Consider the following 13,185-nt stretch of genomic DNA (forward strand, 5'->3'; position numbering starts at 1 on the left):
AAGAGTCCGCGGCGTACGGTCGCCGCATGACGACAACCCAGTGGCGCGCCTTCGCCGCGGCCTCGACCACCGTGGTCCTGTGGGCCTCGGCCTTCGTCTCGATCCGCAGCGCCGGTGCGGAGTACTCCCCCGGCGCGCTCGCCCTCGGCCGGCTGCTGGCCGGGGCCCTGGTGCTGGGCGCGATATGTGCCGTGCGCCGGGAGGGGCTGCCGCCCAGGGCGGCCTGGCCCGGGATCGTGATCTCCGGGCTGCTGTGGTTCGGGGTGTACATGGTGGCCCTGAACTGGGGCGAGCAGAAGGTCGACGCGGGCACGGCGGCCCTGGTCGTCAATGTCGGGCCGCTGGTCATGGCCCTGCTCGCCGGATGGCTGCTGAAGGAGGGGCTGCCGCCGCGGCTGCTCGCGGGCATGGCGGTGTCCTTCGCGGGCGCGGCGGTCGTCGGCCTCTCGATGTCCGGCGGCGGCTCGGCGTCGGTGTTCGGTGTGCTGCTGTGTCTGCTGGCCGCGGTGTCGTACGCGGCCGGGGTGGTCGGCCAGAAGCCCGCGCTGCGGCACGCCTCCGCGCTCCAGGTGACGACGTGGGGCTGTGTGATCGGCGCGGTGGCCTGTCTGCCGTTCGCGGGGGTGCTGGTCCGGGAGGCCGCCGCCGCGCCGCTGTCGGCGACCCTCAACATGGTGTATCTGGGCGTTTTCCCGACCGCGCTGGCGTTCACGACGTGGGCGTACGCCCTGGCCCGGACGACCGCCGGGAAGATGGGGGCGACGACGTACGCCGTGCCCGCGCTGGTGGTGCTGATGTCCTGGCTGTTCCTGGACGAGGTGCCGGGCTGGCTGACGCTGCTGGGCGGCGCGGTGTGCCTGGCGGGGGTCGCGGTCTCCCGTTCCCGTACGCGCTCCCGCACGCCGGCCGGGCAGGACCGGACCGGCGGCACGGAAGCGGCGGAGGTCACGTCCGGGCGGCCGCCCGCTTCGCGAGAACCCTGATCGATACGAGGGCGATGACCGCGAGCCCGACGATGTAGCCGGACACGGCCATCGACGTGCCGGTCGCCTCCAGCAGCAGCACCATGATGAACGGGGCCAGGCCGCCGCCGAGGACCGCGGCGATCTGGTACCCGAGCGAGGCGCCGGTGTAGCGCGTCTCGGCCGTGAACAGCTCGGCGAAGAGCGCCGCCTGGGGCCCGTACATGATGCTGAGGAAGCAGCTGGTGACGAACGTTCCGACGGCCAGCCACAGCAGCGACTTGGTGTCGATGAGCAGGAACAGCGGTACCGCCCACACCAGCAGCCCGACCGCGCCGAACGCGTAGACGCGCAGCCGTCCGACGCGGTCGGACAGGGCGGCGGACGCGGGTATCAGCGCGAGCTGGGTGAGGCTGACGCAGAGCGAGACGGTGAGCACGGCGCTGCGCTCCATGCCGAGTTCGCGGGTCGAGTAGTCGAGCACGCCGGTGACGATGATGTAGAAGGTCGCCGTGTTGACCGCGAAGGAACCACCGGCGAGGAACACCGTGCCGAGGTGATGGCGCAGAATCGTCCGGAGCGGGGACCTGGTGGCGGCCTTCTCCTGCTCGGCCAGGGCCCGTTCGGCCGCGCGGAACTCGGGCGTCTCGTCGACCCGCGCGTGGATGTACCAGGCAAGGGCGAGGACCAGGAAGCCGACGAGGAACGGCACCCGCCAGCCCCAGGAGGCGAAGGTGGCGTCGTCGGTGAGCGAACCGGCGACGAGGAAGACGGTGTTGGCGGTGACCACGCCGATCGGCACGCCGAGCTGGACGAGGCTGCCGTACAGCCCGCGCTTGCCCTCGGGGGCGTACTCGGTGGCCATCAGCATGGCGCCGCCCCACTGGGCGCCGACGGCGATGCCCTGCATGACGCGGAGCAGGACGAGCAGCAGCGGAGCGGCGATGCCGATCGTCTCGTACGTCGGGAGGAGGCCGATGCCCGTGGTGGCGATGCCCATCAGCGTGAGCGCGAGGACGAGCATCGGCTTGCGGCCGCGCTGGTCGCCGAGCTGGCCGGCGATGACGCCGCCGATGGGGCGGGCGAGGAAGCCGACCGCGAAGGTGGCGAACGCGGCGAGCACACCGGCGGACGCGCTGCCCGCGGGGAAGTACAGATCGCCGAGGACGAGGGCGGCGGCGATGCCGAAGACGAAGTAGTCGTACCACTCGACGGCGGAGGCGAGGGCGGCCGCGGTGGCGACTCTGCGGCGGTGGCGGTCGGTGGGGGCGCCGCCGGGGGCGGAGACCTGTGCCGTGTCCATGCGTGCACACTCCGATGGGTGCGGGGACGAGGAGTGCGGGGAACGTACCGACCGGTGGGTATGGCGTCAACGGTTCGCGCAGCAGTTCGCCGGACGGGTTCGGTGTGAACCCGTCCGGCGAAGGATGACGCGGGATGTCAAGGAGGACGCGGAGCCTCCGGAAGACGACCGGGGCCCTGCCCGGGAGGGTCCGGCCAGGGCCTGATCCACAAGACACCCCACTAGAACACGATCAGCGCCCTGCCACCCCTGCCCGCCAGCATGTTGTCGAACGCCGCCGGGATCCCGTCGAGCCCGATCCGCTCCGTGACCAGCGCGCCCAGGTCGAGCCGGCCCGCCCGGACGTGCTCGGCCAGCACCGGGAGGTCCCGCGCGGGGTCCGAGTTCCCGTACACGCAGCCCGAGAGCGTACGGCCCCAGTGGAAGATCTCCAGGGCGTTGAAGGTGACCTGCTGGTCCTTGCCGCCGATGCCGACGACCGTGGTGCGGCCGCCGCGCCTGGTCGAGTCCCAGGCGGTACGAATGGTGGCGGCGCGGCCCACGCACTCGACGGCCACATCGGCGCCCAGCCCGCCCGTGAGCCCCCGGATCTCCCGCGCGGTGGTGTCGGAGGCGACGACGTACTCGGTGGCTCCGGCCCGGCGCGCGAGGGCCTCCTTCTCCTCCGACACGTCGACCGCGATGATCGTCGACGCGCCGGCGATCCGGGCGGACTGGAGGGTGGCCAGACCGACCCCGCCGACGCCGATGACGACGACCGACTCGCCCGCGCGGACCCGGGCGCTGTGATGGATCGCGCCGTAGCCGGTGAGGACGGCGCAGCCGAGCAGCGCGGCGTCGGCCAGCGGGACGCCGTCCGGCACCGGCAGGACGCAGTTGGCCGCGACGACGGTCTCCTCGGCGAAGGCGGCGACGTTGAGGCCGGGGTGCAGCTCGGTGCCGGCCTCGGAGACGGCGTACACGCTGCCCGCCCCGGTGAGCGCGTCGGCGCAGAGCCACACCTCGCCGATCGAGCAGTGCGGGCACTTCCCGCAGGACGGCGCCCAGTTGAGGACCACGGCGTCCCCGGGGGCGACATGGGTGACGCCCTCGCCGACGGAGACGACCGTGCCCGCGCCCTCGTGGCCGAGCACGGCGGGGACGGGCACGCGCATGGTGCCGTTGGACAGGGACAGGTCGGAGTGGCAGACCCCGGCGGCGGCGAGGCGGACCCTCACCTGGCCGGGGCCTGGTTCGGGCAGTTCGATGCCGGTGATCTCCAACGGAGCACCGATGGCGGGAAGTACGGCGGCACGGACCACGGTCGTGGGCTCCTCGGAATGGCTCAGAACTGGAGGGACTTGGTCTGAAGGTACTCGGTGAGACCGTGCGCGCCGAGCTCGCGGCCGACGCCCGACCGCTTGTAGCCGCCGAAGGGAGCCAGCAGGTTGAAGCGGCCGCCGTTGATGTCGACCTGGCCGGTGTCCATGCGGCGGGCCACGGCCACGGCCTCCTCCTGCTCGCCCCACACCGCGCCGCCGAGCCCGTAGACGCTGTCGTTGGCGATCCGTACGGCGTCGTCCACGTCCTCGTACCTGAGGATCGCGACGACCGGGCCGAAGATCTCCTCCTGTGCGATCGTCATCTCCGGGGTGACGTCCGCGAAGACCGTCGGTGCGACGTAGTAGCCGGTCTCGCGCGGGGCTTCGGGGCCGCCCGCGACGATCCGCGCGCCCTCCGCGACGCCGGTCTCGATGTAGCCGCGCACCCGCTGCTGCTGCTTGGCGCTGACGAGCGGGCCGATGCGCTCGCCGGGGACGTACGCGGCGACGGCTTCGACGGCCAGGGCGACGGCCTCGTCGTACTGGTCCTTGTGCACCAGCATCCGGGTCTGCGCGTTGCACGACTGGCCGGAGTTGCGCATGACGTCGGCGATGCCGGCCGCGACCGCCTTCGGCAGATCGGCGCTCGGGAGGATGACGTTGGCGGACTTGCCGCCGAGCTCCAGGGCGACGCGCTTGACGGCGGCGCCCGCCGTGGCGCCGATCCGCCGGCCGACGGCGGTGGAGCCGGTGAAGGAGACCAGGTCCACGCCCGGGTGCTCGGCCAGCGCCTGTCCGGCGACCGCCCCGAGCCCGGTGACCAGGTTGAACACCCCGGCGGGCAGGCCCGCTTCGTCCACGGCCTCGGCGAACAGCTGGGCGGTGAGCGGGGTGTCCTCGGCGGGCTTGAGGACGATCGTGCAGCCGGCGGCGAGGGCGGGGGCGACCTTGGCGACGATCTGGTGGAGGGGGTAGTTCCACGGGGTGATCGCGCCGACGACGCCCACCGGCTCCAGCAGCACGGTGGAGTTGCCGACCTTCTCCTCGAAGGCGTACGAGGCCGCCAGTTCGGCGTACGAGCCGGCCACGGCGACCGGCAGCCCGGTGTGGACCGCCTGGGCGAACTTGGGCGGCGCGCCGAGCTCGGCGGTGACGGTGGCGGCGATCTCGTCGGCGCGGGCGGCCAGGGCGTCGCGGACGGCGGCGATCCTGGCGGCGCGCTCGGCCGGCGGCGTGGCGGCCCAGGCCGGGAACGCGGCGCGGGCGGCCCGTACGGCCGCGTCCACGTCGTCCGCCGTACCGGCCGGGACCTGGCCGATGATCTGCTCGTCCGCCGGGTTCACCACCGTGATGGTGTCCGCTCCGGCGGCGTCCCGCCACTGACCGCCGATGTACATCCCGTCGTGGGCCTTCATCGCATTCCTCCTGGGGCGCCGGCTGGGCTGCCTGGGCTGCCGTCAGTCGGCACAGTAGTCCGCATCGTGGTCCGCATCTGATCCGCGCACCAAACTAGCGCCGTTAGTTTTTTGGTGCCAGGGGCCGCCGGGGAGTTGCGGCTGATGCGTCCGTCACAGCCGTCCGGGAGGGCACGGTGCCACGAGTACGCACCCCTAGGGTCGCCGCCCCGAGCAGCAGCGCCCCGAGCATCACGAACGGCGCCGCCGTACCCGCGACACCCGCGACGAGACCGGCCGACGCGGGCGCCGCGACCTGGCCGAGGCGGTTGCCCGTCAGCCGCAGCGCGAGAGCGGTCGAGCGGGACCCGGCGGGGGCCGCCCGGACGACGGTGGTCATGGACAGCGGCTGGCCCACTCCGAGACAGAAGCCCAGCGCCGCCAGCATCACGGCGAGCGCCCAGACGGGAACGGGCAGGGCGACGCCCGCGCACAGCAGACCGGCGAGCAGACAGCTGCCGGTCAGCAGCGCGGTGCGGCCGACGACGCGGATCATCGGGGCCATCACCAGCCGGCAGGCGATCGTCGCGGCGGCGCGCAGGCTGAGCAGGAGCCCGATGACCGAGGGGGCGATGCCCCGGTGCTCGCCGATGACGGGGAGGTACGCGGTGAGGATGTCCGTCGCGGACAGTACGGCGAGGCTGATGAGGATTCCGGCGGGCACGCCCCGGGTGCGCAGGATGCGGTGGACGGGGACCTCGGCGCGTGCGGTGCGGGGCGCGGACGCACCCCGGTGTTCGATGCGCCACAGGGAGGTGAACGACACCGCCGCGACGGCCGCCGCGACGAGGAGCGCGAGTCCGCTCGTACGGGCCATGTCGCCGCCGATCACCGCGCCCGCCGCGACCGGGCCGATCAGCTGGCCGAGCGAGGCGCCGATGGTGAAGTGCCCGAAGTTGCGGTCCTGTTCGGCGGGGGACGACTGTCGGGCCACGATCGACTGCGCGCCGATCACGAAGCAGAGGTGGCCGAGGCCCATGACCCCGCTCCAGACGGCCATGGCGGTCAGGGATCCGGCCAGGCCGCTCAGCGCGCAGCCGCCGGATATCAGGACGACCCCGACGGGCAGGAGCGGCGCGCACCGGCCGTGGTCCGTGCGGCGGCCGAGCGGTACGGCGGCGAACAGCGGAAGCAGCGCGTACACGCCCGCGATGACGCCGATCGCGCGCTCGTCGGCGCCCAGGGCCAGTGCCCGGTAGGAGACGGCGGGGCGCGCCATCGACACCGCCCCCTGCGCGAAGCTGAAGGCGATGACGAGGCGGAGCAGCCAGGCCCGGTTCATTCTCGGACGATCCCGACTCAGATGATTCCGGCTCAGATGATTCCGAAGAGGATTCCGGCGCCGAGCACCACCAGCGAGGTGAGCGCGGCCCACTTCACCGTAAACCTGGTGTGGTCGCCGAACTCGACCTTGGCCATGCCGACCAGGACGTACACGGCGGGGACGAGCGGGCTGGACATGTGCAGCGCCTGCCCGACGAGCGAGGCGCGGGCGATCTCCAGCGGGGAGACTCCGTGGGCGGCGCCGGCTTCGGCGAGGACGGGCAGGACGCCGAAGTAGAAGCCGTCGTTCGACATGAAGTAGGTGAGCGGCAGGCTGAGCAGGCCGGTGACGAGCGCCATGTGCGGGCCCATGCCGTCGGGGATGGTGCCGACGAGCCAGTCGGCCATGTGCTTGACCATGCCGGTGCCGGTGAGGACGCCGGTGAAGACGGCGGCGGCGAAGACCATGCCGGCGACGTTGAGGACGTTGTCCGCGTGGGCGGCGATACGGGCCTTCTGGTCGGCCATCTTCGGGTAGTTGACGGTGAGGGCGAGGGCCGCGCCGAGCAGGAAGAGCACCGGGATCGGCAGCAGCTCCATGATCATCGCGGTGAGCAGGGCGACGGTGAGCCCGGCGTTGAACCAGTACAGCTTGGGGCGCAGGGTCTCGCGCTCGGGGTCCAGGCCCTGGAAGCCCTCGTCGCCGGCGCCGCCGCCGGCCGTGCTCCCGGTGGCCGCCGTCGTGCGCTCCGCGCCGCCGCCCGCCTGCACCAGCACGGTCTCGGTCCGCGGCTCCAGCGCCTCGTCCAGCGTCAGGTATCCGATGCGCTTGCGCTCCCGCAGGCCGAGCACGTACGCGAGGACGAAGACGGCCAGCAGCCCGACGCCGAGCGCGGGGATCATCGGCACGAAGATGTCGCCGGCGTCCAGCTTGAGCGCGGTGGCGGCGCGGGCGGTCGGGCCGCCCCACGGGAGGGTGTTCATCACGCCGTTCGCGGTGGCGGCGACACCCGTCATCACGACCAGGCTCATGTTGAGCCGCTTGTAGAGCGGGTACATCGCCGAGACCGTGATCATGAAGGTGGTGGAGCCGTCGCCGTCCAGCGAGACGATCGCGGCGAGCAGGGCCGTACCGACCACGACCCGCATCGGGTCGGCCTTGCAGAAGCGCAGGATGCCCCGGACGATCGGGTCGAAGAGCCCGACGTCGATCATCACGCCGAAGTAGACGATGGCGAACATCAGCATCGCGGCGGTGGGCGCGAGGTTGCCGACGCCTTCGAGGACGTAGTCGCCGAGCTTCGCCCCCTGCCCCACGAAGACGCAGAAGAGCGCGGGGATGAGGACCAGCGCCGCGATCGGCGACATCTTCTTCATCATGATCAGGACCAGGAAGGTCGCGATCATCGCGAAGCCCAGGAGTGTCAGCATGGGGATACCTAACGTTCATCATCGAACTCGCGTGAACTCCCACCGGAGCGGCGGTTGCGATGACGTTAGGTTCCGTTCATCGGCGTTAACAAGATGTTGACGCGTGAGCAATAAGAGCAAAACCCCAGCTCAGGACGGTCATCGAGCGGACGGTCAGCGAGCGGCGGATACGTCGACGGGGAAGCCGTTGAGCACCGCCGTGCCGGACAGCGGGTCGAGCCGGGAGCCGTCGAGCAGCTGGTTCACGTTGACGCCGGGGCGGGCCGCCGCCACCGACATCCGCGTACCGGGGCGGTCGTGCCCCCAGCCGTGCGGCAGGCTCACCACCCCGGTCCGTACGGCGTCGGTGATCTCGACCGGGACCTCCAGCGCGCCGCCGTCCGCCGTGACGCGGGCCGTGGCTCCGTCGGCGAGGCCGAGCCGGGTGGCGTCGGCGGGGTGGATCTGGAGGGTGCAGCGGTTGGAGCCGCCGTTCAGCGCCGGCACGTTGTGCATCCAGCTGTTGTTGGAGCGCAGGTGGCGGCGGCCCACGAGGACCAGCCGGTCGGTGCGCTGCGCGAGGGCCGACCGCAGGCGCGGGAGGTCGGCGGCGATGGGCGCGGGGAGGAGTTCGACGCGGCCGCTGCGGGTCTTGAGGATCTGCGGGATGCGGGGCCGGAGCGGGCCGAGGTCGACGCCGTGCGGGTGGGCGAGCAGATGGTCGAGGGTGAGGTCGTACGGGCCGAGGCGCAGCATCATGTCGAGGCGCCGCTCGGGGCCGCTGCTCCCCGTCAGGTTCGCCGCCAGCTCCTTCGGGTCCTGGCCGTGGACCGGCGCGTGCGGATCGGCGACGGCCCTGGTGAGGCTCTGCTCGATGACCATGTCGTCGACCGCGGCCGGATCGGCTCCGTGCATACCGGTCACGGCGAGAATCAGCCGGGCGTGGATCTCGCACTCGTCCATCGCGCCCGCGTCCAGCGGCACGGCGGCGGGCGTGTAGCGGGCCTGGTTGCGTACGGCGAAGGCGTTGAAGGCGAAGTCGAAGTGCGCGCTGCGGGAGGGCGGCGGCGGGGGCAGGACGACGTCGGCGTGGCGCGAGGTCTCGTTCAGATACGGGTCGACGCTGACCATGAAGTCCAGGCCCTGGCTCAGCGCCCGGTCGAGGCGGTCGCCGTCGGGTGCGGAGAGCACCGGATTGCCGGCGATCGCGATGAGCGCGCGGACGCGTCCGTCGCCGGGGGTCTCGATCTCCTCGGCGAGCGCGGCGATGGGCAGTTCGCCCTTGGCCTCCGGGTGACCGCTGACCCTGCTGGTCCAGCGGCCGAGCGCGAAGCCCTTGCCGGGACCGGCCGGGCGGGGCGCCCGGTCGGTGGCCGCGTACGGGAAGAGGGCGCCGCCGGGGCGGTCGAGGTTGCCGGTGAGGATGTTGAGGACGTCGACGAGCCAGTTGGCGAGGGTGCCGTACTCGACGGTGCAGCTGCCGATGCGGCCGTACACGGCCGCGGTCTCGGCGGCGGCGAGTTCGCGCGCGATCGTGCGGATCTCGTCGGCCTCCATGTCGCAGGCGGCGGCGACGGCTTCGGGGGTGAACTCCATGAGCGCGGCGCGGAGTTCGCCGACTCCCTCCACGTGCGGGGCGAGGTCGCCGAGGTCGGCGAGGCCCTCGTCGAACAGGACCTGGGCGAGGGCGGCGAGCAGCAGCGCGTCGCTTCCCGGGCGGATGGCGACATGCCGGTCGGCGAGCCGCGCGGTGCGGGTGCGGCGCGGGTCGACGACGGTGAGGGTGCCGCCGCGTCGGCGCAGGGCCTTGAGCTTGCCGGGGAAGTCGGGCGCGGTGCACAGGCTGCCGTTGGAGTCGAGCGGGTTGGCGCCGAGGAGCAGCAGGTGGTCCGTGCGGTCCAGGTCGGGGACGGGGATGGCGATCGCGCTGCCGAAGAGCAGTCCGCTGGAGACGTGCTTGGGCATCTGGTCGAGGGTGGAGGCGGTGAACAGGTTGCGGGTGCGCAGCGCCGCCAGGAGGACGGGCGGGTAGAGGCCGCCGGCCATGGTGTGCACGTTCGGGTTGCCGAGGACGACACCGACGGCGTTCGCCCCGTACTCCTCGATCACCGGGCGGATGCGCGCGGCGACGGTGTCGAAGGCCTTCTCCCAGGTGGCCTCGCGCAGTTCACCGTCTGCGTCGCGGACGAGGGGGGTGCGCAGCCGGTCGGGATCGGCGTCGAGTTCGCCGAAGGAGGCGCCCTTGGGGCAGATGAAGCCGCGCGAGAAGACGTCGTCGCGGTCCCCCCGTGCGGCGGTGACGCGGGTTCCGTCGATGGTGAGGGTCAGTCCGCAGGTGGCTTCGCAGAGCGGGCAGATGCGCAGGGCGGTGCGGGACATTCGTCCTCCCCAGGGCGACGGCGCGCGGGCACGACCGAGCATACCGACCGGTACGGACAACGGGGAGGGGGCCGCCCGGGGCGAGTGAACCGAAGGGGCGCGTCACTGCCGAAAGGGAGCCTGCGATCGATGTGCGGCTACCGCCGCGCGGGCGGAGGTCCTGAGGAACGAAGGACCGAGCACGATCGACCGTCGACAGGGACTTCAGCGCCCCGGTGGGGGTCCCCCCGCCGAAGGCAGGGGGGAGAACCGAGCCCCCAAAAAGTCAGTCGAGAATGCGGGCGAGATACGCGTACAGCAGCTCCCGGGTCTCGGCGATGATCTCCGCGTCCCCCGACGGGTCGACCCGGAAGGCGAGTTGCAGCAGCGCGTCGGCGGCCTCGACCGCGATGAGCGTGGTGCGTCGCAGTCGGGCGTCGGCGCTGCGGCCCAGATGGCCGGCGAGGAGCTCGGTGAGGCGGTCGGCGACCGTGTGGTTGGCGCCGGAGGCGGGTGCCGCGACGGGGATCCGGTAGCCGAAGTCGATCAGCGCGAATCCGGGCACGGTCCGCTTCATGGCCAGGTACTCGTCGAGTACGGCGTCGACCGCGCCGCGCCAGTCGCCCGCGGGGAGTGCGGCGACACGGGCGGCGACCCGACCCGCGTAGCCGTCCAGATTGCGGTGCGCGAGGGCCTCGGCCATGGCCCGCTTGTTGCCGAAGAAGCGGTAGACCGAGCCGATCGGAACCTGGGCGCGGGCCGCGACCGCGCGCGTGGACAGGTCCTCGTAGCCGGTCTCGTCGAGCAGTTCCGCGCAGGCGTCCAGGATCCGGGTCAGCCGCTCGGTGCTGCGCTGCTGCACGGGAGTACGGCGGAGGCCGAGGGAGTGGGCTGGGGGCATCGCTCCATCATGCCGCCCAAGTCCCCGTTGACGGGACGGTCGCGCAATCCTACTGTCGACCATAGGATTCCTTGGGCATCGCAGCGGACGCATCGGGAGCACATTGATGAGCGGGACGAGCGGCACGAACGGTACGAGCGGCATGTACGGCGTCGAACAGGCCAGGAAGACCGCCGAGCGGCTGGGATACCTGTCGGGGTTCGGCAACGAGCACAGCTCGGAGGCCGTGCCCGGCGCACTGCCGCACGGGCGCAACTCTCCGCAGCGGGCACCGCTCGGGCTGTACGCGGAGCAGCTGAGCGGCTCGGCGTTCACCGAGCCGCGCGCGCACAACCGGCGCTCGTGGCTGTACCGGATCCGACCGTCGGCCGCGCATCCCCCCTTCGTACGCGTCGACAACGGCGGCGTACGCACCGCGCCCTTCACCGAGACCGTGCCCGACCCGAACCGGCTGCGCTGGAATCCGCTCCCGGAGCCCGCGCCCGGCACGGACTGGCTGGCCGGGCTGTGGACCCTCGGCGGGAACGGGGACGCCACGCAGCGCGTCGGCATGGCCGTGCACCTCTACCACGCGAACGCGCCGATGGAGCGGCGGGTGTTCAGCGACGCCGACGGCGAGCTGCTCATCGTGCCCGAGCACGGCGGACTGCTGCTCCGCACCGAACTGGGCGTCCTGGCCGTCCGCCCCGGCGAGGTCGCCCTGATCCCGCGCGGCGTCCGGTTCCGCGTCGAGCTGCTCGACGCGACGGCCCGGGGCTATGTGTGCGAGAACTACGGGCAGCCCTTCCAGCTCCCGGACCTGGGGCCCATCGGCGCCAACGGGCTCGCCAACGCCCGCGACTTCCGCGCGCCCATGGCGGCGTACGAGGACGTCGAGGGCCCGGTGGGGGTCGTCAGCAAGTTCTGCGGGAACCTGTGGTCGGCCACGTACGACCACTCCCCGCTCGATGTGGTCGCCTGGCACGGGAACCACGTCCCGTACGTCTACGACCTGCACACCTTCAACGTCATCGGGACCATCTCCTACGACCACCCGGACCCGTCCGTCTTCACCGTGCTCACCTCTCCGAGCGACACCCCGGGGCTGGCCGGCGTGGACTTCGTGGTCTTCGCGCCGCGCTGGCTGGTCGGCGAGGACACCTTCCGCCCGCCCTACTTCCACCGGAACGTGATGAGCGAGTACATGGGGCTCATCGAGGGCGCCTACGACGCGAAGGCCGAGGGCTTCGTCCCGGGCGGCGGTTCGCTGCACAACATGATGTCCGCGCACGGGCCCGACCGGGAGACCTTCGACAAGGCGAGCGCCGCCGAGCTGAAGCCGCAGAAGATCGACGACGGGCTCGCATTCATGTTCGAGACCCGCTATCCCATGACCCTGACGGAGCAGGCGGCGAACGCCGACCACCTGCAGAGGGGGTACGACGACGTGTGGCAGGGTCTTGAGCGCCACTTCCGGTCGTAGTACGGAGATGCCGTGACCGCCTTCGCCCCCGACTCCCTGGTCCTGAACCGCAAGCTGCCGCTCTGGTACCAGGTCTCCCAGTCGCTGCGCGCCTCCATACTGGGGCGGCGGCCGCACGATCCGCTGAGGCTGCCCACGGAGGAGCAACTCGCCGCCCACTACGGCGTGAGCGTGCTGACCATGCGGCAGGCGCTGAAGGAGCTGGAGGCGGAGGGCCTGATCAGCCGGCACCGGCGACGCGGCACCTTCATCGAGCCGGGTGCGCGGCGCGGTGCGCCACGGCGGCTGCTCGGCTCGATCGACGCGATCGTCGCCCAGCAGTCGGGCGAGCGGACCACCGTTCTCGACCACGGGCGCTCCCCGGTGCCCGGTGAGCTCGCCGAGTACTTCCCCGGTGAGGACGAGGTCGTCATGTACCGGCGGCTGCGCCACGACGGCGAGAGCGGGGAGCCCACGAACTGGGCGGAGAACGCCGTACGTCCGGACGTCGCGGCGCGGCTGGAGGTCACCGACCTGGAACGCTGGCCGATGACGAAGGTGCTGCGGGACGCGGTGGGCGTGCGGATCAGCCGCATCACCGACACGGTGGAGGCACGGCTCGCGGACCCCGAGACGGCGGAGCTGCTCCAGGTCCCGCTGCTGTCGCCGATCCTGCACTACACAGGGGTGACGTACGACGAGGACGGCCGGGTCGTGGATGTGGCACGGATCCGGTACCGGGGGGACCGCTTCTCGTTCTCGGTGACCGTCGAGGCCGAATGACCGTCGAGG

10 protein-coding genes are annotated in these 13,185 nt (G+C 72.2%); 3 read left to right on the plus strand and 7 right to left on the minus strand.

What is annotated here, in order from left to right:
- The first annotated feature begins 26 nt into the window (after window positions 1–26).
- On the plus strand, window positions 27–983 hold the full coding sequence (locus ABT342_RS16335) for a DMT family transporter (protein ID WP_351573244.1): 957 nt from the start codon (window positions 27–29) through the stop codon (window positions 981–983).
- On the opposite strand, the gene ABT342_RS16340 is transcribed toward ABT342_RS16335, so the two are convergent.
- The 7 genes from ABT342_RS16340 to ABT342_RS16370 form a co-directional block, all read right to left on the minus strand.
- A complete protein-coding gene (locus ABT342_RS16340) occupies window positions 946–2,265 on the minus strand; it encodes an MFS transporter (protein WP_351573247.1) in 1,320 nt (439 codons plus the stop codon). The genes ABT342_RS16335 and ABT342_RS16340 overlap by 38 nt on opposite strands.
- Before the next feature lie 221 nt (window positions 2,266–2,486).
- Window positions 2,487–3,566 (minus strand): Zn-dependent alcohol dehydrogenase, encoded by a 1,080-nt coding sequence (locus ABT342_RS16345; RefSeq protein ID WP_351573249.1) that lies wholly within the window; start codon window positions 3,564–3,566, stop codon window positions 2,487–2,489.
- A 23-nt stretch (window positions 3,567–3,589) separates the two neighbouring features.
- Window positions 3,590–4,981 (minus strand): aldehyde dehydrogenase family protein, encoded by a 1,392-nt coding sequence (locus ABT342_RS16350; protein WP_351573251.1) that lies wholly within the window; start codon window positions 4,979–4,981, stop codon window positions 3,590–3,592.
- Window positions 4,982–5,084: 103 nt separating this feature from the next.
- The gene (locus ABT342_RS16355; RefSeq protein WP_351573252.1) at window positions 5,085–6,302 is read right to left on the minus strand and encodes an MFS transporter; all 1,218 of its coding nucleotides are present in this window, start codon (window positions 6,300–6,302) and stop codon (window positions 5,085–5,087) included.
- A gap of 32 nt (window positions 6,303–6,334) precedes the next feature.
- Window positions 6,335–7,714 carry a CitMHS family transporter gene (locus ABT342_RS16360; protein WP_351573255.1) on the minus strand — a complete coding sequence of 460 codons (1,380 nt, stop codon included), beginning with the start codon at window positions 7,712–7,714 and terminating at the stop codon, window positions 6,335–6,337.
- 153 nt (window positions 7,715–7,867) lie between these two features.
- Complete coding sequence (locus tag ABT342_RS16365; protein ID WP_351573258.1) at window positions 7,868–10,072, minus strand: molybdopterin oxidoreductase family protein; 2,205 nt, start codon at window positions 10,070–10,072, stop codon at window positions 7,868–7,870.
- A gap of 265 nt (window positions 10,073–10,337) precedes the next feature.
- Entirely contained in the window at window positions 10,338–10,952 is a 615-nt protein-coding gene (locus tag ABT342_RS16370; protein ID WP_351573261.1) for a TetR/AcrR family transcriptional regulator, read from the minus strand.
- A gap of 142 nt (window positions 10,953–11,094) precedes the next feature.
- Here ABT342_RS16370 and hmgA point away from each other — a divergent pair, with 142 nt between their 5' ends.
- Together hmgA and ABT342_RS16380 are read left to right on the plus strand one after the other, a co-directional pair.
- Window positions 11,095–12,414, plus strand: a complete 1,320-nt coding sequence (hmgA, locus tag ABT342_RS16375; protein WP_351573543.1) for a homogentisate 1,2-dioxygenase — start codon at window positions 11,095–11,097, stop codon at window positions 12,412–12,414.
- Window positions 12,415–12,426: 12 nt separating this feature from the next.
- Entirely contained in the window at window positions 12,427–13,176 is a 750-nt protein-coding gene (locus ABT342_RS16380) for a GntR family transcriptional regulator (RefSeq protein ID WP_351573264.1), read from the plus strand.
- Window positions 13,177–13,185 lie beyond the last annotated feature (9 nt).

It is taken from the genome of Streptomyces sp. NPDC000410 (assembly GCF_040300305.1).
Taxonomy (GTDB): domain Bacteria; phylum Actinomycetota; class Actinomycetes; order Streptomycetales; family Streptomycetaceae; genus Streptomyces.